Here is an 18,751-nt window from a genome sequence, read left to right as displayed (position 1 = left end):
CGTCCAACTTGATACGAACAATCTCGGGTTGATCTTCGTCCATATAAATACCTCACCATTCTTATGATGAGGTCATGATACCGCTTGGCAATTGAGAGGGATAGGCGGTCTGTTATTAGGTGCTTACCCTCATCAGACGCAAAGCCGCAATGAAAACTCATCATGTAAGCTTGAAAGAACGGCGTTTGCATCGCCATCTCCGGCAACTGCCGCCAGCTTTTCAGCCAAGCAAAAAGCGGCTACCGCTTGGTAGTCGCTTCTGGTTAGTGATTAGTCTTTATGACTGTAGTTGCGCTTGGCCGGACGGTCTGAGCGCTTGCTGCTGTCATGACGGTTGCGGTCGTAAGGACGCTTTTCGCCATCACGATGACCGCGATAACCGCCGCGATCGCCGTTGCCACGATGGTCACCATTAGAACGATGGCCCTTGTAGCCGCCACGATAACCGCCGCCACCATTGCCATTGCGATGACCGCCGCGGTTAGGCAGCGGACGTTCTGGGGTGATCTTAACCGGTACCGTAGAAGCATCATCAGGCGAGATGCTCTTAAGATAAGCGGAAACCAACTGTAATGGGGTGTATTCTTCCAACAAACCTTCAGCCATTGGTTCGTACTTCTCCAAGTCGTCAGAAGCCACTTGGTCTTTGATGTTTTGCAAACCAGTCGAGATCTGGCCTAAGAAAGCTTCTTGGGCTGTTGGCGGCTTCAAAGGCATCATGCGCTTCTTGGTTAAGTCTTCGATCGTCCGCAAGTAGCCCATTTCGTTAGGCGTCACGAAGGTCACAGACACACCGGACTTGCCGGCACGGCCGGTCCGGCCAACACGGTGCACGTAGGAATCAGGATCTTGCGGGATGTCATAGTTGTACACATGGGTCACGCCGGTAATATCCAAACCACGCGCTGCCACATCAGTTGCAACTAAGAAGTCCAACTCGCCGCCTTTGAATTGACGCAACACGCTCATGCGCTTTTGTTGCGTCAAGTCACCATGGATTCCTTCGGCTTTGTAACCGCGCGCCTTCAAGCCGCGGGTCAATTCGTCGACACGACGCTTGGTCCGACCGAAGATCAAGGCCAATTCAGGCGCTTGAACATCAAACAAACGGGTCATGATGTCAAACTTCTCGAAATCTTTGGAACGCACGTAATATTGATCAACGGTGTCAGCCGTTAATTCTTTGGACTTGATCTGCACGGTGATCGGATCGTGCATGAAGTTCTTGGTCAAGCGCAGGATCGGTGCCGGCATCGTTGCAGAAAACAGCAACGTCTGACGGGTATCCGGTGCCGTCTTGACGATCGATTCGATGTCATCGATGAAGCCCATGTCGAGCATTTCATCGGCTTCGTCGAGGACCAAAGTCTTCAAGTTGCCAAGCTTCAAAGTATGCCGGTTGATATGGTCGAGGATCCGCCCAGGGGTACCAACAACGATGTTGGGATGATCTGACAATTGTCGGATCTGGCGACGAATGTCGGCACCGCCATAAACGGCTTGGACGTTGATCTTCTTATCGCGGCCGAGCTTGTATAATTCTTCTTGCGTCTGGATGGCAAGTTCACGCGTTGGTGAGATCACTAAGGTCTGCACAAACGGATCTGCTTTGTCAATATCTTGTAAGACAGGCAAACCAAAAGCCGCCGTCTTACCCGTACCAGTTTGAGCCTGGCCGATCACATCTTTGCCTTCCAGCACCAGCGGGATCGTTTCTGCCTGAATGGGCGTTGCTTCTTCAAAACCTGCGCGGGTGATGGCCTTTAAAATATCGTGATCTAAACCTAGTTCTTTAAACTTCAAATGGGTTCCTCCTTGGATTGTGTGTAACACTGATCTACAAAACAATCCAGGAGTCTGCCTTGTAAATCTGGTCACGTGACTGTTTTTTCTGAAAACAGCATCTTAAGTATGCTAACACTTTTATCCCATTTGCACAACTATCTATCTGCGAGTCTCATCTTGTTTTCATTTAACGACGATTTCAACCCAGATTTCCAAGATTTATTGTTGTGGTGCAAGGGCCCGGACAAGGGTTGCTCCGCAGCGTGGGGCAAGCGGTGGCGCAGGCAGCGCGGCCGGTTCCAACCGCGCTGAGGGACACGCGTTTTCCACCTAAGAATTGAGCCAGGCGCTCGCTTCGCTCACCTGCCCGTCTCAATTCTTGCCGCAATCAGCATCGCAAGCCAAGCACAGCCCGCATGGCTTGCGATGCTGATTGTTTCGCGGCCTGACCACCGCTTGCCCCACGCCGCTCCGCAACCCTTGTCCTACATCATTCGTAAAGAATTGGATTAGTGTTCCTCAGCAATTAATCCCTGATTTAATTGCTATCCGTCGCTACTTAACACACGCTTTGGCGCAACCGTGGCAGAAGGACACCCTGGCACTAACTGACTTGCGCTAATGTAGCCACCAAGCACCAGTTCTTCGAAATTCATTCCGGATTACGACTGATATCGATCATCTGTTGATCGCGTAAATTCTCACCTAACGTGAATACGTAGGACAGGTGTTGCGAAGCGGCGGGGGAAAGCGGCGGTCAGGCTGTGAAACGATCAGTGCCGTGAGACAAGCGTACTTTGCTTGGCTCGCGGCACTGATCGCGGCAAGTTTCAAGACCCGCGCTGAGCAAAGCGATGCGGGGCTTGAAACTTAGGCGTAAACCACGCGTACTTTGCGGGGTTGAAGCCGGCCGCACCGCCTGCGCCGCCGCTTTTTCCCCGCTGCGCAGCAACACCTGTCCGGCCCCGCCACAAAACAAAACCCCGCCTACGCAACAGACGCTGCACAGACGGGGTTAAGGTTAATCGTGGTCGCCATCTAATAAGGCGGTCAAGACATTTTCTAAGTGCAAGCCGTGGCTGGCTTTGAGCAGGACCATATCTTGATAGGTCACAGCTTCTTGCAAGGCGTTGATCAAGGCTTGCTGCGCATCCTTGGCAAAATAATGCAAATGCTCTGGTGCATAGCGCGCAGCCAGTGCATCGCGCAACGCGGCGATTTCGTCGCCGTATAAGTAAACTTCTTGAATCTTCTGGGGGTCTAATGCCTCAGCCACGCTGGCATGCAAAGCTTGAGATGCTTCACCAAGCTCCAGCATATCGCCTAACACCGCGATACGGCGCCCGGCACAAGGAAATTCGCCAAAGTCATGCAACACAGCTTTCATGGCAGTTGGATTGGCGTTATACACATCAGATAAGATCTGCTCGCCGGCGTCACCTTCCAGCCACTGGGTGCGATTGGCCGTGATATCAAAATGGCTCAACGCATGCTGGATCGATTCAGGCAGCACATGGAAGCGGCGGCCGACTAAAATCGCGGCTAAAGCGTTGGACACATTGTATTCACCCATCACCGGGATACTGAAGTGCAGATCCGGCCAGCGCGACAAATCAAATTCGGTGTGATCTTCAAATGTCTGGATGTTGCGGGCGTATAAGTTGTTGTCCGGATCCAGGCCAAAGGTTTTGCTATCTTGAGAAACGGTCGTTGCCCGCTCACGCAACAGCGGTTCGTCACCGTTATAGATGAACAAGCCATCCTCTTTGAGGCCAGAAACGATTTCCATCTTCGCATCAGCGATTTTGTCGCGGGTCTTGAAGAATTCGATATGGGCTTCGCCGATCATGGTGATCACCGCCACATCTGGTTCAGCCATGGTGCTTAACGTTGCCAGCTGACCAGGGCGATCCATACCCATTTCCACCACCAGTACTTCGGTGTTGGTGTCCATAGACAAAATCGTGAACGGCACGCCGATTTCGTTGTTGAAGTTCGCCGGGGTCTTCACCACATGATATTGCGTGGCCAAAATCGCGGCGGTCATGTCTTTGGTCGTGGTTTTGCCGTTAGAGCCGGTGATCGCCACAACTTTGGGATTGACCTTCATCAATAAGTAATAACTGGCCAGCTTCTGCAAAGCCGCCAAAGGATCTGCGACGACCAGTTGCGGGATCGAGGTGGTGATCGGTGCATGGTCTGCGGCGATAAATGTCGCCACTGCCCCATTATGGATCGCGGCATGAAGGAATTCGTGGCCGTCGCGCTCGCCTGCCAGCGGCACAAATAAGTCGCCTGGCTTAAGCTTGCGCGAGTCGAAAGCCACCCCGGTGACAGTCGGACACATCGCAGGGGCCAAAGGACAATCGGCGCCAACCACACGCGCGATCTCAGATAGGTTCATTTTCATGAGGACAAACTCCTTTATTTCAATTCATAACGCCAAACATTGGCTTTGCGATCCAAGATCAACTCGCCAAACAACACGGCTTGATCCATTTCCAGCGGTTGATCCGGCACGAAGCGATCCGCCAAATTGACCAGCGGCACGCGCACCAAATCGCGGCTGAACAGCCCGCCGCCGAAATCAAACAGCACCCCGTCTTCGAGGTTGGCAAACAATTGATCCAGCACCTTCTCCGGCACCGGGGCAAAATGCTGCTGCCGCAACCGCAGCCAAAACGGCTGGTCGTTAGCCGCCCAGCGCAAGTGTTTAACGATCGACGCCGCCAGCATCCTAGAAAAGAAGCTGGTTTGGCGCGCATAAATCGTCACCATATCGTTGCGCAGCGGCAAGAATACCAAATTGTTCTGTAATTTATAGTAGAATGGCGGCTGGATATGGGTCTTGGCATGGCCGAGATACAACAATTCGGCGATTTCGGTGGGCATCAGCTCACGCAAATAAGTGCCATGTTTATAATCCAGCCACGAACGATCGCGCGCGTCTTTACTGCGCAAGAACGTGCTCACCGCCTCAACCCCGCTGATTTCATTGAAGCCGGTATGCGGATCAATGAACTCATCTTCATTGATCGGCGGCAGCAACAATAAGTGGCGCATCGGCGAAGGCGTCGCCGTCAACACATCACTCGCCGAAATCCCCGCCGTCAGAAACATATGGGCAAGCGGCTCGTAATGAACATAGATCACTGAATTGCGCACGGTATCCCTCCATCAGCGCGTTTAATTGCACGCACAACATTAACAGTCACGATTATACTGCAATTGCAGACGAATTGCCCAAAATCTGTTACCCTGTAGCTAAATTGCAAACTGGAGGAAATATCATGCCTGCTTGGCCCCTCAATTATCCAGAACCTGCAACCCTTACAATCCCCACTGACGCACCGCTGCCTGACAGCTACTGGCAGCAAGCTGCCCATGCGCGCTGGCCGAAGCACTGGTGGTTAGCCACAGCCGAACCGACTTCTGATGGTTTAGACGGCGTTGGGATCCACGCTTTGGCGACACCTGGCTTGGCAACAACAGTGCCGGGTTTGCCCAAGGGGTTGTTGCCAATATCCGTCAACGGCCAGCAAATTTTTGCTGTGGCTGAAGACGGGCGCATTCGCTACTTAGATCTGGAAGTCGATCAGTGGCTGACAGTAGGCCACAACTGGGATGATTTCGCTGCGCACTTGGTGTGGCGTGCGCCAAGGTTGGCGCCTGGTTTTACCGATCAAGAATTGGCCCATGCCTTGTTAGTTTGCGATGCCGCCACGCTGCCGGCCTTATTGAACGCGTTGCGTGAGCAGGCCAACTGGCCGCACTATATGGCCTGGCTGACTTGGTTGGCCACCCAGCCGGCATTGGCCCAAACGGCCAAAGCGGAAGGCACTTTTGCCTTAACTTACCTGCCGCTGACGCTGGATCAACAAGCGCAACTGCACCAAGTATTCGGCATTTAATGGCAAACAGCATATAACTGACAGCACGACAAAGACACGAAAGCCAATCGGCAATCGTGTCTTTGTCTAGGCAGGCTATGCTTGCCAATGTCTGCCTTGAGTTATGCCATAGGTACTCAGCAGGTGGTTGCCACTTGCTGAGGCACTGAATACGTCCTGGTTTGCCTGGTTTTTCATGGTCACAGGCTTCATCGCGTTCAGTCGGCTGACGCTCTGGACGAGCGAACCACAGTTTTGAGGGATAGCCTCGCACTGCCAGAATGGTCCGTTTCGGGGAGAAGGGAACAGGCAAGCTTGGCCTTCGCTTGTCTCCGCCCCCCGGGAGCTCGTGATGTTAAGATACCATGCCAGGCAGATTAATGCAAGCGCTTTTCTGACTTTTTACAATAAATTTACAATGACTGATTTACCGCTGCTTGTTCGTGACGAATTGGAACGTATCCAGCCAGCGGCGATTGGCAGAAACGCCAAAATATGTCCACACCCCAAGGGCCAATGAGCCGAAGAAATCTGCGGCCAAATCACCCATTGTGTCCATCAACGCCGCGCGGCCGATCAACCCGACACCATGGCTCATCGTGCGCTGCATGTTCAAGCCCAACAGGCCGTCGCCGGTGAATTCATAGAATTCCCACAACACGCCCATCATCGTGCCAAAAGCCACCGCCACGATCGCCAACAGCAACGGACTGGTATGTTGCAGCTCATCATCTGGTGTCAAGGCGCCAAAAATCGCCAAACCTAACCCAGCCAGCATCGATGCAGAAAACAAATGCAAGAACTTGTCCCAATACGGAATGCTGTAGAATTGCATGCCGGTTCCTAGCAATACTGCGCATAACACAAAGGCATACCAAATCAGCAGCAACAGTGCCGGAAAACGGAAGTGCCAAACCCGCCCGATCAAGTTCGGCGCCACCACCAACACGATACCAAAGGCCACTTGCCCCAACAGCATCGCTTGTCCAGGATAAATTGCGTGACCGCCAACAAGCGCCCCGCCGCATATCAACAGATACGCAATCGCCCCTAAAATATTTACCCAATATAACACCTTTGTCGTGATCTGCATGATTGCCTCCTTTTGCTATTAGTCTAATGAGTTGTGGCGGGGATGACAAGCGCGGGCAGTTTAAAACAAGCGCTTTGCTCTATCCAACGCCGCGTCATGCGATCTAATGTTATCGTCTGCACATCACGATGCTGACTGGTACAAATCGTTCAAATACCTTTATTCGCCCGGCCCATCTGAGTTGACTTCAGGCCAACCCAATGTACTCATGGTCCCATCGCGCTGCTCAGTATGCGAATCCCCAGCTTGCCGCACCACGCGCCGAAGCTTCACCTGTCCGGGCCTTGCCAAAGCGAAGTCCCCGCTGGTTACGCTGTGGTCTTCGTCGAGCTGCGCAAAGCAACGCGGCGTGATATAAGGCGTGACGTCAATTGGGCCAAAACCGCCCAACTGCCATCCCGCCTTATATCCACCGCTAAACCCGCTTTGCTCCACTCTGGTTTCTTTCGTCGAGCTGCGTGGCGCAACGCGGGTGCGGTTAGCTACGCTATTGTGCTCGGGGCAAAGTACGCCCCAATCACGATAGCTAGTCTACCCGACCCGCTAAGTGCGCGCCACTGCGCTCTGGGCATAAAAAAAACCGCCATTGCTGGCGGAAAAGTTTGGGGGAACTTTTTTAGGAGTGTAAGTTAATGTGTAAGCATAAGGCTGACTACTGTTGCCTTAATATGGTTCTATTATAACCAGGAACTCAGAAGATTTTTCACCAACATTCATAAAAAATCTTTGTCGAAACTGGATTGGTGCCGACGAGTTAGCCCCACACTAGCCGACAACAGAAATCCCGATAAGCCGCATTGTGCCGGCGCTGAGCAGAGTTATCCCCCGTTAATAACCGCCTACATCAATGTTGGTATCATCATTGACCACCAACACATTCACCGGACTGTGACGCACCACATAGGCCGTGGTTGAACCGGTAAACAAGCGCTCCACCGCATTAGTGCCTGACTTGCCAATAACGATCAAGTCACAGTCATGGCGCTTAGGCGCGGTGGTGGCGATCACTGCTTTGGGATTGCCTTCTTGCACCACGCGCTCGGCGTTGATCCCAGCAGCCGCTAATTGTGCCGCCGCCTTGCTTAGCATCTCCGCTGACACATCGGCCAGCTGGCGATACACATCATAGTAATTCACATCTCGTGCATAAGTCGTGTAGTGATCGGCATCAACAACGTTTAACAACACAATGTCGGCATGAGCCAACTTGGCCAACTCCTGCGCATGCGCCAATGCCACATAAGCATTGTGTGAACCATCCAGCGGCACCAAGATCCTTTTAAACATCGAGCGGCCTCCTTAATTGCGCCAACGACAAATAGGGTCAACTTAATTGTAACAAGTTGCCCACGCCTGGCGCAAAAATCTGAACTGCCGCGAATTGCGTTATATCAGTATCAAATGTATACTGATCACCACAGCAACGATCGGGGGGAATCACCATGACAGATGTCATTCGCAAAGACGCCTTGGCGCGCTTGGCCCAAGGCGACGATACCTGTGCTAAAGAATTGACTTTGGCGATGTTTTCCGGCAAATGGAAGTTAGCGATCTTGTGTCACTTGAGTCAACATCAACATTATCGTTTCAACGAAATCAAGCGGCTGCTGCCGAAGATCACGCACAAAGGCTTGGCCAATCAGCTGCGCGAGCTGGTTCAAGATGACTTAATCACCCGCACCCCTGCCGCCAATGGCAGCAATATGGTCAGCTATGCGATCACACCTTTGGGCCGCTCGCTGATGCCGATCATCGATGCAATGCGTCAATGGGGTCAAGCGCGGATCGACCAGCTGCTGACGCAACCTGCCACTGACGAATCAACGACCCAACAATAGGAGGATTTCCATGCTTTACAATGCAGCCTTAGTGCTCGAAGGCGGTGCCATGCGCGGCCAATATACCGCAGGCGTCTTGGACCTGTTTATGCAGCACCACATTCAATTCAAAACGGTGATCGGCGTTTCCGCTGGCGCCTTGTGCGCCACCAACTACATCGCCAATCAGCCTGGCCGCACCAACTTGGTCAACACCCGCTACCGCGACGACCGCGACTATATTTCGTTGCGGCGCGCCTTGCATCGGCAAGATATCATTAATTTAGATTATTTATTTGAGCCGCATGACGGCGACTGGCAGGATTTTGACGAATATGCTTATCGTACCAGCCCCATGGCCTTCATCCCAGTGGCCACCGGTTTAGCCACCGGCCAGGCGCAATATTTTCACCATCCCCAAGGCAAGGACTTGCGCGCTGACCTCAAAGCCAGCTCAGCAATGCCTTTCGTCTCCAATCCGGTATTCACCGGCTTAGGCCTGTGCTTAGACGGCGGCGTTGCCGATTCGATTCCGTATGCTTACGCACGCGCTTGCGGCTTCGAGAAGATCGTCGTGGTGCGCACCCGGCCGCGCGGCTATCGCAAGACATCGACCAGTGCCGTGTTGCGCCAAGCCTATCAGCGGGCCTTCAGCGACTATCCGGCCTTTGCCAAAACGGCGATCGCCCGGCCTGACATGTATAACCATCAAGCCGACGAACTGTTGCAGCTGGAACACACCGGCCATGCCTTCGTGATCGCACCACGCCAGCCGGTTACCGTTGGCCGCTTGGAACACGATGTCAGCAAGCTGGCCACGCTGCATGCCACTGGCTTAGCTGATGCCAATGTGCAGTTAAGTGCGATGACGACTTATTTAGCAGGCTAGTATGGTTGACACCAGTGTATGACGCATCAAAGCGCTGGGCACACGGCGAAGACTAGTGCAAATCGTTTTGCCTGGTTATTAAAGGCTTTATCGCCAATATGTTTGTAATTAGTAATATTCTTTTCTTAAGGCAAGTTCACTTTTGATTAATATCAAAGCTAGCGTAAAGATAAGCGTCACTCCAATACTCGTCGCTGCATTGCTGATAAGTCCCCATTCGATGTGAAGATGGTTACCGACAGTAGCTGGTATCATGACTTGCTGAAATATCGTAAACACTTTAGTTGGTGTCCAAACACTTGGCAATAAGTTCTCCCCGATAAAATACCACGCCAATGATGTGCCATATGTCAGCAGCAGAGCTTGTAACATTGAAATATGCAGCTGTAATACGCATTGAAACAACACGCTCCAAAACATCATTATTATGCCTAAGGTTGCTGCAATTACCAGCAGCAGGATTCCGGTTTGCCAGGACCACTCAACATGCTGATTCATAAATAACCAGTAAATGCCAACGTGGAACACCAGTACAAGACCTGAAAATAATATACAAGATTGTAGTAATCTCAGCGTTTGCCAACGATTTATCGATTTTCTTGAGTGCCTAGTTATCCATGCAGAGTGACTAGGCGCCATATTGTTGTATACCGAAAAAAGACAAATCGGTATGATAAACAAGGCAAACGTACGCGCGTTGATGGTGGCAACAAACAAGCCAAAGATACTTTCTGCTTGAAGTGACAAGCCGCGTTTAGCAGGTGTCAGCCATAAGCTAGAATTCAGTAGTGAATCTGCTTCGCCATATCCCCAGATAATCACTGTCATTGAAAGGATCGCAAATGTACTAGATAGCCGTCGCATCACTGCTTTCTGCAATGAGATCCTCCTTTATTCTCGGGTATAGCTTACCATCTACCATTTCTAGAAAATCAGTGGCTAGTTCTAGTAAATCTTCTTTGCTGTGCGTCGCGATCACAATAATCCGTGATGGCGTCACCAACGATTGGATCAGCTTACGGAAATCGACCACTGTTTGAAAGTCTAACGCATTGGTCGGTTCATCAAGCAAAATCAAATCGGGTTTCTCGAATATAGCTTGGGCGATTGCTAGTTTCTGATTCATTCCTAAAGAGTAATTGCGAATTTTGACTGAATCATTAGCATCCAAGCCCACAGCTGATAGCGCCCAATCGATATCAGTCGGAGATGCCACATGCTTAATTTTAGCTAACACACTTAGGTTCTCCTTAGCAGTCAAGGTACGCTGTAATTGCACATTCTCGATGATTAGGCCCATACTTTCTGGAAAATCAATATCGTCACCAATCGTTTTGCCATCGATGCTCACAGATCCACTCGATGGCAGGATCAATCCTGAAATTGCCCGCAACAGCATGCTCTTACCACTGCCATTACGACCATAGATCCCATAGATATGACCACCATCGAGTCGGACATTGATGTCGTTCAATACTTTGTGCTTCCTCAGGTTCTTTGTATAGTGTTCAACTTCTACATACATTCAATAGACCTCCTGTTTCCGGATACTCAAGCAACCGATACCTACCAATATGGCTAATATTGCCAGTTCAGCCAGAATCGCCACATTTCCCGGTAATTCTAGTCGACGGGTATGGAACAAACCCAACACCGGAGAATGTAAAAGTTGTAAAGATAAGGTTCCTAATAAACAAACTAATAACGCGCCTAGTGCAGACCATTTGATTTCAAGAATAGTCTGGAACACAACTAGATTTTCGACTGCAAGAAGTTGCACGATGGCCAAGCTGCATAAACGCGATGTCACCTGCCGATCAAGCAATAATCCAGTAATTTGCAGCATAATCATAATTCCGCCTATGCACATCATGTTGCGCCAAACGATTTTCAGGTATGATTTGCTTCGGCTTTTGTCTCGAATAAGAAATACGACATTGTGGTGGTAAAAGGTTTCTCTGGAATACTCGAATGTCGGTAACAAGCATGTTAGCGCAAAAAGCATGACCAACAAAGTAGGAATAATCGCATACTCTGCATCATAAACTCCTAAGATAAAGGAACGTCCCCATCCATCCTGTAGATGCAAAGACAAGATGATGAGATAAAGCATCCCGACGCCATAATACGTAAGCATTCGTTTTATCATAATATCGACCCTAGAGGTAGTCTTTCTTCTGACTGATATAGAAGCTTATGCCAAACAGCACCGCTGCACACAGGAAATATGCCACGATTGCTTCTAACAGCTGGGCGACGACCGCTGATTTCACGGTGAAGTTATAGTAACGAACGGCTGTGTTTGCTGCTAAATTGAGTTGTATACTCGGCTGAATCCGCTCGATCGCATGCCCAATTTTCGGTAACAATGCGCCAATATTGATTAATACGAGTACCAACATGCACGCAACATTGGCTTTTCCTCTAGACTGGAGTGCGTACATCAAGATCTGCCACAGTTCAATCGCCAATATCAGAAATAAGAATTCAACGACAAGACAAGCAAGTAACCACAGGCCGAATATCGTAACATTTAGACTGGTCACCAGTCCTGGGTATGCGAATAACGTCACAGCTCCAATCAGCGTGACCATGCGTAATGAAAACCACCATGTGCGCTGTACCGCCAGCAGCTGTGTTTTCCAATAGTAGGCTTTTCTGGCGGTGCGACTGAGATATGGCGGCGTGATTGGCGCCGTAAGCATGCCACAGGCTTGGATAACAATGAATGGTGCCAGTATTTCAGGGATAATCCCAGTGTAGAAGGAAGTCATGGTGCCGATGCCGACATTAGCGATAAAGCTTGCCTGTCGGCTAATCGTTGTTTGAGGCCAAGCGGCGCTGCCTAACTGATAATATCCGAATGCGACGCTGAGTACCAATATCATCACGCACATGCCGGTTGCATATCGTTGAAGTCTACCATCATGTAATATCATCAGCAGCTAACCTCTTCCATAGAATTACGATGATCACGATCGCACTTAGCACAAAAGCACTGAACGACACAATCGCATAACTCAGTCCGTATTCGGTAAACGGTTGCATTGCCTTGGAAATATCATACTTTCCAAACCACCAAAGCTGCCAATACACAAGGAGTATCGGATAGCAGAGCTTCCGATTCGGAATACTGATTACAATGGCATTAATTAATACACCAAACGTAAAAATAATTATTGTAGTCATTAGCACGTATAATAGATATGTTAAAAGCCTGTGATCATATATCCAGTGCGCCATATTCCGCCAAGACGGAAAGACTTCTATCATGCTTTCTACCATCTTGACGTTCTGCGTTTTGCACAGCAGTGAAGTGATTCCCGCATTCAGTAAGAAAACAATGAAATAACTCCCGCTTATAAATACTGGGCCAAATAACATCTTCGTCTTTAAGAATCGCGATCGGCCAGAACGGCTCACAAGAAGCAGATCGATATGGTATCGCTTCTCGTTTAAGTACAACTCACTCACTGTCACGAAATAATAAATTGGCAGCAACCAAAGCAGCGTAATTGCAGCCATATGCCCTTTATTCGTAGATGCCAAGAGGAATTTAGCCTCGATGTAGGGTAATTGAATAAAATTGGAACGACTGGCGATAGCATCCTGAATCGCAATAACCGTTATTGCACAAATAAAAATCCAAACTACCATCCTGCGGGAATACTTATACCACTCACTTTTTACCATTCTTCCACCTAAAAAGGAGACAACCGTCAATTTACAGAGGTCTACTTAGTCACACGCTTATTGCTAGTATGAGCTATCTGCACTCCATGTCCCGCTGATCAAACGGGCAGCAGCGTTAAAGTTGTTATTCTCCGCTGTAATGTTATGCCAAGTCCCCTTGGTTAGTCCGGCACCCTTATGTGCTGCGTTATAATAGACTGGCGTGTCGTATTGCTTAACGTTCACACCATTTGAGGTGTTTACCGTCGCATTCTGGAGTTCCATCCACATTGTCATGATTGTGCCATTACCTTCTTCGGAATGCGTTAACGCTGTAGTAAACGGCCTGTCAGGATGACTAACCATTTCTGCAGCATCGTAGTCCTTATTGTTTGGTTTACTGGATTTGGTTGTTTGTGGTACGCCAAATGAGTAATTTGTATATGCAGCCGTGGTTGATGCACCAACGGCAAGCGCTACCCCAAACGCACTGAGTCCTAAAATTGAAATAAGCTTAACTGTTTTCATTAACTAATCCTCCTGCAGGTTCTGCAATAGCCACCTGTTTCCCACAACAGTTCACAATGCTTATAATTTATTATTATGGCAACTCTTTCCTTGTGTTATGATAGCGTTAATACTATTATTATCAATAATAGTATATACCAGGAAAACGCTTCACGCTAAGAATGTCAGAATTTTGACATCGGATATCGGAGGATATTATGAACGATGGTGAATTGATTCGGCGATTGCGCAAAGCCAGAGGTTTGACCCAAGCACAATTATCCAAGGATATCTCATCACGATCAGCATTAGCCAGCTTTGAACTACATAATACAGGCCTGCCTGTTCAGCAGTTTATTGCTTATTGTGATCGCTTAAACATAAGCCTTGAAGAGTACGAATTCTTGATGAATGACCATCACCTGTCTACAAAGAGAAAGCGGGCCAGCTTAGTTTCTAGAGGTTACGCGCAACCATATGATCCTGCAATCACACACCAACTCTTGTCGGATTATCATGTTTATCATGACTATTTCTTTTATAGTCTATATGCTCAGTACTATCTTGTTTGTGGGTATCGCGCTCAACAGAAAAGATTGAACCCTGAATGGTATTCGAAAATTATAGCCAAAGATATCAAAGAATCGATTACCCTCTATCTGGAGCGAATCGATACTTGGGATAGATTTGAATTAGTGCTGTTTTATAACTGCCTGTTTGTTTTTGACGAGGAATATATCCGAGTTAAGTTCAACCGTTGCGTCCAGAAGATGAAGCAATTCACCGACAATTCTAATTATTCGCAGGATATCTTAAACTTCTTAATTAATGGCATACAGCTTGCGATCGATCGACACGATCAGAAAAACTTTCAATTATTTTATCGAGAATTACAAGATACGAGTGTAATATATAACGATATTTCGCTTAAACTTCATGTAAAAGTATATCGAACGATCATCGCGGCTCGTCAGGGTATCGATGTTACAGACACGATACACGAATTGTCCACCGCGCTGAACTGTTGTGAAGCCACAGAACTGCAATCTTTTCTAGAGCAGCAACTGAATTAAAGCCCATGTGCCGTCACCCACTCGATGCATAAGATTGCCCCATCTCGCTCAGATCTGATTAGTATCGCTATCCGCCCAGAGTAGATTGCAACTATACGCTCCTGGATATTGTCCACAACGCGGCAGAAACATCACGGCTTGGCTGATGCCAATGTGCAATTAAGCGCCATGACGACTTATTTAGCAGGCTAGTAATGCTTGGCAGTTTTCAATGAGCAAGCCGGATTGGCCCACTTTTGCTGAAAATCATAAGCAGTGTTAGAATGAAATTAGGTTAACATAATATGTTAAACCAACCCACGATGGACGCCCGAACTCTGAGCGTCTTAATTTTCCCAGCTGCATAGCCGCGCCCATCGCCTTGAAAGGATGGGATTCTATGAAGCTTCTATTCATCAGCAAATATCAATCAGGCAACGGCGGCACCGAAACCGTGATGACCAAAACCTTCGCTGGTTTGGCCCAAACTAACACCATCACCTTTGTGCAAGGCATTGCCTCAGCCGACCAAACTTGGCTGCAGCGCATCGCTTCATGCGTTAAAATCATGCGCGGCGTGCGGGCCGGGGCGCCTTGGCTGCCGCTTTATACCTGGCGGCTGGCACACAGCGACGCGGACATCGTGATCGCCGTTGACTCATTTAGCATCAAGTTGGCCACTCACCTGCGCGCCTTGCTGCACAAGAATTACCGCGTGGTGTCTTGGATCCACTTCTCGCTAGCAGATGCGCCAAGTGTCCATATGCATGACTTGCTCAAAGCCGATGCCCATATCGCCATTTCCAGCGGCATTCAGAACGAATACCAACGCCTAGGCGTCTCAGCCAACCGCATCGGCCTCACCTATAACCCGACTGATCAAACCAACCAGCGTGTGACCCTGGATCAGTCGCCGGCATTCAAGCTCATTTACGTCGGCCGCATTCAGCTGCACGGGCAGAAGAATCTAAGCTACCTCTTCAGCAGTCTGGCCAAAGCCGCTGCGCCGATTCACCTTGATGTCTACGGCGGCGGGCTTGAACTGCCGGCGGCCAAGCAATTGGTGCATCACTTACACATCGCGTCACAGGTGACTTTTCACGGTTGGGTCAGCGATGTTTGGGCACATATCCACTGTGCCAATGCCTTGGTGCTGACTTCTAAGTTCGAAGGCTTCCCCATGGCTTTGTTAGAGGCATTAAAGCGCGGGCTGCCTGTAATTTGCCCGCATCTGGCCTCTGGCGCTGACGACCTAGTTGATCCTGGCCGCAATGGTCAGCTTTACGACGCAAGCGATCCAGCGGCACTGGCGGCTTTGCTTGATCAGCCGCAGTTGTTTACCCGCCTGAACCAGCCGCAAATCATTCACAGTGTCGCGAAATTCTCGTATGCCGCTTATATCGACCGGTATAACCAAGCGCTCACCAGGTTTGCCCAACTAGCGCCAAACCCGGCGCCGCTCGTCGCCAAAAGTTCTGCATATTCTGTTTGATTATCGTTTAAGACCAAGACATCTATTCCGCCCTCGCTTAGCATTGGTTTAGCCGCTGAAAGCATCGCACGAGAAGGTTTAGATACCTTTTTGTTAGATAAAAGAGCCGCCAAGAATCATCTTCCGACACCAGAAATTGTAGGCCACAATTTAGCCGGGATCCTTCAATGTGCTGATTGAGCGACGCAGAAAGCTTGCGCTAAATTCTTACCCCTACTGCAAAGAAGCTCACAACAACATCACGTTATCTCGACAAAATAGTCCGATCCGACTATTATCAAAGACAATCAATCTTTTCGAGGTAAAGTCAATGCAAGCCTATGGTCAAGTGTTTCGTCAATTACGCCGTGAACGCCATGTCACCCAAGTTTCATTATGTGACGGCGAATTCACCCAGTCTGCACTTTCAAAGTTTGAGCGTGGCACGACCATGCTAGGCGTTGACACATTCTTTACACTGCTGGCAAAAATCAACGTCAGCCCTGATGAATTCTTGTTCATCGCCAATGGCTATCAAATGGATCAGCAAACCAGGATCCGCGAAGCCCTAACTGCCGCTAATAATATCGGTGACTTCGCTGCCATCCGCTCGCTTGGCGCACAGCTTGCCAGTTTGCCTCAGCCAACGCAAGCTGATCAGCACTTACAAGCACTTGCATCCGCATGCCTCCAGCTTAAAGAGGCAGCCACACCAGCAGCCGGCTTAAAAGCCGCCACCCAAACCTTGGCGAGTGTGCGGGCTCATCTGATCCGGGTCGAAACTTGGGGCGTATACGAATTACGGCTATACACCAACACCTTGTATCTCTATACGCCAGAGATCTTGGTCGAATTAAGCACCATTGCGGCCAAGCGTTGGCAATCGTTTGCCGATTATCCCGCATTTGGCGGGGACTTGATTTATATGTTTATCAACACTGCTCAGTGTTTCATCAATTATGGTGACCTTGCCCACGCCCGCATCGCCCTCGAACAAGCTCAGACCAAAGCGACTTCCCGGCATAGCGTCTTTGGGTTGATTTTGTGCCAATATCTGCAAGGAACAATAGCGATTCTCGACGGCACACAACCCACCATTGGCCGCCAACAGGTCACGGATGCGTTGCAAATTCTGGAACGGATGGGAATTTCAACCACGCAGTATCGCGCTTCATTGTCACGACATCATATCTTAGTTTAGGAAGCGATCAGCTTGGCCATAGCGATCAAAGTCAACGCATCATTAAGTCTGGAAACAGTGCGCCGGTTGTACCTCGACACAGACTTTGGTAAGCCTGTGTCTTCAGATTCACGCTTAGCGACCATGATCGACCAAACCCCGCTTGTCATCTCTGCATTTGATGATGATCAGTTAGTGGGCATGGCCCGTTGTTTAACTGATTTCGAATATTTCTGCTACCTAAGTGACTTGCTGGTCCTGCCAGCTTATCAACACCAAGGCATTGGCCGTCAGCTGGTCACGGCCTTGCAGGATTATCTTGGCTCACGAGTCACCTTATCGCTTTGCGCTGCTGCTAAGGCCACTGGTTTTTATCAGAAGTTGGGCATCCATTCAGCCAACAATATGTATCGCATCCACAGAAAGGCGTAACTATGATTGAGATCAAGCACACCAAGATCACAGGCAAGCAACTCGCCGAATTATTCACTTCATCGGGTATCCAGCGACCAAGCGAGGATATTGACCGCATGCAGCGGATGCTGAACAATGCCAACGTCTTGCTCACCGCTTGGGATGGGCAAGCGCTAGTCGGCGTTTTGCGCGGCGTGTCAGACATGGCTTATTGCACCTTCGTTTCCGACTTAGCGGTTGCCTGCAAATACCAACACCAAGGCATTGGTTCTAATTTACTTAAGGCCCTGCACGCAGAACTTGGAGAAAATATTTCGATCGTCCTGCTTGGTGCACCAAGCGCAATGAACTTTTATCCACGCCTTGACTTTAAGCTTGAGGCTACAGCGTTCAAGCAAGAACGTGCTTTTTAACCATCTTTTCCAGCGCAAGCACGACGCTTATTGTGGTTTCAAACTCCAGGTATATGCTGCTTATCTTCTATAGGCAGCATTTTTTATGCGAAAAAAAGACGCCTCAAATTCAAAACAAATTTGAAACGTCCCTGATCGCGTCATAATCGTGCCAAAGCTTGGCGGATACACGCAATTTTGACGCGGCTGTAAAAAAGAAAAACCTGCCATACCACGGTTGTTCGCCGTAATATAACAGGTAAGACTTTATTTGTTGGTAAGACCGTACTTTATACGACTTTTTCTCAAAAGTTCTCAAAAAGTCATATGGAATAAGGCTTCACGAAGTTTATTGTCAGCGTCAACTTTCAAATTTTCTCAACAAGTTGCAGTGAATGCGTACAAATTCTCGTACACGAAAAATGTGGCGTAAGACCCTCTAGCTGACAAACTCCTAAGCACACAGGCATAACACCAGTAAATAAAGGTCACCAATGATTGCTACTCGTATATATAGAAGCAAATGAAGTCATTTCGACATTTCATTTGCTTTTTTCATACCCAATTTTCAATGAATGGAGACTAACAA

The 18,751-nt window shown here is 49.1% G+C and carries 19 protein-coding genes; 8 read left to right on the top strand and 11 right to left on the bottom strand.

The genetic code is table 11. The features are described 5' to 3' along the window. Positions 1–270 precede the first annotated feature (270 nt). From ACGG90_RS08015 to ACGG90_RS08005, 3 genes are all read right to left on the bottom strand, one after another. A complete protein-coding gene (locus tag ACGG90_RS08015) occupies positions 271–1,803 on the bottom strand; it encodes a DEAD/DEAH box helicase (protein ID WP_390408031.1) in 1,533 nt (510 codons plus the stop codon). A 1,003-nt stretch (positions 1,804–2,806) separates the two neighbouring features. Further along, positions 2,807–4,195, bottom strand: a complete 1,389-nt coding sequence (locus ACGG90_RS08010; RefSeq protein ID WP_390408028.1) for a UDP-N-acetylmuramoyl-tripeptide--D-alanyl-D-alanine ligase — start codon at positions 4,193–4,195, stop codon at positions 2,807–2,809. 14 nt (positions 4,196–4,209) lie between these two features. Continuing rightward, positions 4,210–4,950: a hypothetical protein gene (locus ACGG90_RS08005; RefSeq protein ID WP_390408026.1), complete on the bottom strand. Its 741-nt coding sequence runs from the start codon at positions 4,948–4,950 to the stop codon at positions 4,210–4,212. A gap of 125 nt (positions 4,951–5,075) precedes the next feature. Between ACGG90_RS08005 and ACGG90_RS08000 the strand changes: the two genes are divergently transcribed. Further along, positions 5,076–5,696 carry an SMI1/KNR4 family protein gene (locus tag ACGG90_RS08000; RefSeq protein ID WP_390408023.1) on the top strand — a complete coding sequence of 207 codons (621 nt, stop codon included), beginning with the start codon at positions 5,076–5,078 and terminating at the stop codon, positions 5,694–5,696. Positions 5,697–6,102: 406 nt separating this feature from the next. On the opposite strand, the gene ACGG90_RS07995 is transcribed toward ACGG90_RS08000, so the two are convergent. Together ACGG90_RS07995 and ACGG90_RS07990 are read right to left on the bottom strand one after the other, a co-directional pair. Further along, the gene (locus tag ACGG90_RS07995; protein ID WP_390408020.1) at positions 6,103–6,768 is read right to left on the bottom strand and encodes a hypothetical protein; all 666 of its coding nucleotides are present in this window, start codon (positions 6,766–6,768) and stop codon (positions 6,103–6,105) included. 828 nt (positions 6,769–7,596) lie between these two features. Then, complete coding sequence (locus tag ACGG90_RS07990) at positions 7,597–8,055, bottom strand: universal stress protein (protein ID WP_390408017.1); 459 nt, start codon at positions 8,053–8,055, stop codon at positions 7,597–7,599. Between the two features lie 155 nt (positions 8,056–8,210). Between ACGG90_RS07990 and ACGG90_RS07985 the strand changes: the two genes are divergently transcribed. Both ACGG90_RS07985 and ACGG90_RS07980 read left to right on the top strand, forming a co-directional pair. Next, positions 8,211–8,606 (top strand): winged helix-turn-helix transcriptional regulator, encoded by a 396-nt coding sequence (locus ACGG90_RS07985; protein WP_390408014.1) that lies wholly within the window; start codon positions 8,211–8,213, stop codon positions 8,604–8,606. A gap of 10 nt (positions 8,607–8,616) precedes the next feature. Beyond that, positions 8,617–9,474, top strand: coding sequence for a patatin-like phospholipase family protein (locus ACGG90_RS07980; protein ID WP_390408011.1), 858 nt, complete (start codon positions 8,617–8,619; stop codon positions 9,472–9,474). Positions 9,475–9,582: 108 nt separating this feature from the next. On the opposite strand, the gene ACGG90_RS07975 is transcribed toward ACGG90_RS07980, so the two are convergent. The 6 genes from ACGG90_RS07975 to ACGG90_RS07950 all read right to left on the bottom strand — a co-directional run bounded on the left by ACGG90_RS07975 (position 9,583) and on the right by ACGG90_RS07950 (position 13,674). Then, positions 9,583–10,353, bottom strand: a complete 771-nt coding sequence (locus ACGG90_RS07975) for a hypothetical protein (protein ID WP_390408008.1) — start codon at positions 10,351–10,353, stop codon at positions 9,583–9,585. Continuing rightward, on the bottom strand, positions 10,322–10,999 hold the full coding sequence (locus ACGG90_RS07970) for an ATP-binding cassette domain-containing protein (protein ID WP_390408005.1): 678 nt from the start codon (positions 10,997–10,999) through the stop codon (positions 10,322–10,324). Before ACGG90_RS07970 ends, ACGG90_RS07975 begins: the two co-directional genes overlap by 32 nt. Continuing rightward, complete coding sequence (locus tag ACGG90_RS07965; RefSeq protein ID WP_390408002.1) at positions 11,000–11,587, bottom strand: hypothetical protein; 588 nt, start codon at positions 11,585–11,587, stop codon at positions 11,000–11,002. Between the two features lie 46 nt (positions 11,588–11,633). After that, on the bottom strand, positions 11,634–12,413 hold the full coding sequence (locus tag ACGG90_RS07960) for a hypothetical protein (RefSeq protein ID WP_390407999.1): 780 nt from the start codon (positions 12,411–12,413) through the stop codon (positions 11,634–11,636). Beyond that, complete coding sequence (locus ACGG90_RS07955; RefSeq protein ID WP_390407997.1) at positions 12,400–13,167, bottom strand: hypothetical protein; 768 nt, start codon at positions 13,165–13,167, stop codon at positions 12,400–12,402. The genes ACGG90_RS07960 and ACGG90_RS07955 overlap by 14 nt, the downstream gene beginning before the upstream one ends. 63 nt (positions 13,168–13,230) lie before the next feature. Next, positions 13,231–13,674 (bottom strand): DUF2712 domain-containing protein, encoded by a 444-nt coding sequence (locus tag ACGG90_RS07950; protein WP_390407995.1) that lies wholly within the window; start codon positions 13,672–13,674, stop codon positions 13,231–13,233. A gap of 197 nt (positions 13,675–13,871) precedes the next feature. Between ACGG90_RS07950 and ACGG90_RS07945 the strand changes: the two genes are divergently transcribed. From ACGG90_RS07945 to ACGG90_RS07925, 5 genes are all read left to right on the top strand, one after another. Further along, positions 13,872–14,726 (top strand): helix-turn-helix domain-containing protein, encoded by an 855-nt coding sequence (locus tag ACGG90_RS07945; protein ID WP_390407993.1) that lies wholly within the window; start codon positions 13,872–13,874, stop codon positions 14,724–14,726. A gap of 379 nt (positions 14,727–15,105) precedes the next feature. Continuing rightward, positions 15,106–16,197: a glycosyltransferase gene (locus ACGG90_RS07940; RefSeq protein WP_390407990.1), complete on the top strand. Its 1,092-nt coding sequence runs from the start codon at positions 15,106–15,108 to the stop codon at positions 16,195–16,197. 310 nt (positions 16,198–16,507) lie between these two features. Then, complete coding sequence (locus tag ACGG90_RS07935; RefSeq protein WP_390407989.1) at positions 16,508–17,377, top strand: Rgg/GadR/MutR family transcriptional regulator; 870 nt, start codon at positions 16,508–16,510, stop codon at positions 17,375–17,377. Between the two features lie 12 nt (positions 17,378–17,389). Then, positions 17,390–17,788, top strand: a complete 399-nt coding sequence (locus tag ACGG90_RS07930) for a GNAT family N-acetyltransferase (protein ID WP_390407987.1) — start codon at positions 17,390–17,392, stop codon at positions 17,786–17,788. Positions 17,789–17,790: 2 nt separating this feature from the next. Then, positions 17,791–18,183, top strand: coding sequence for a GNAT family N-acetyltransferase (locus tag ACGG90_RS07925; protein ID WP_390407984.1), 393 nt, complete (start codon positions 17,791–17,793; stop codon positions 18,181–18,183). The last annotated feature ends 568 nt before the right edge of the window (positions 18,184–18,751 follow it).

The sequence above is a fragment of the Lacticaseibacillus jixiensis genome, from assembly GCF_042847315.1.
Classification (GTDB): domain Bacteria; phylum Bacillota; class Bacilli; order Lactobacillales; family Lactobacillaceae; genus Lacticaseibacillus; species Lacticaseibacillus jixiensis.
The sequence above is the reverse complement of the archived record's forward strand: the minus strand, read 5'-3'. Positions and strand labels throughout refer to the sequence as shown.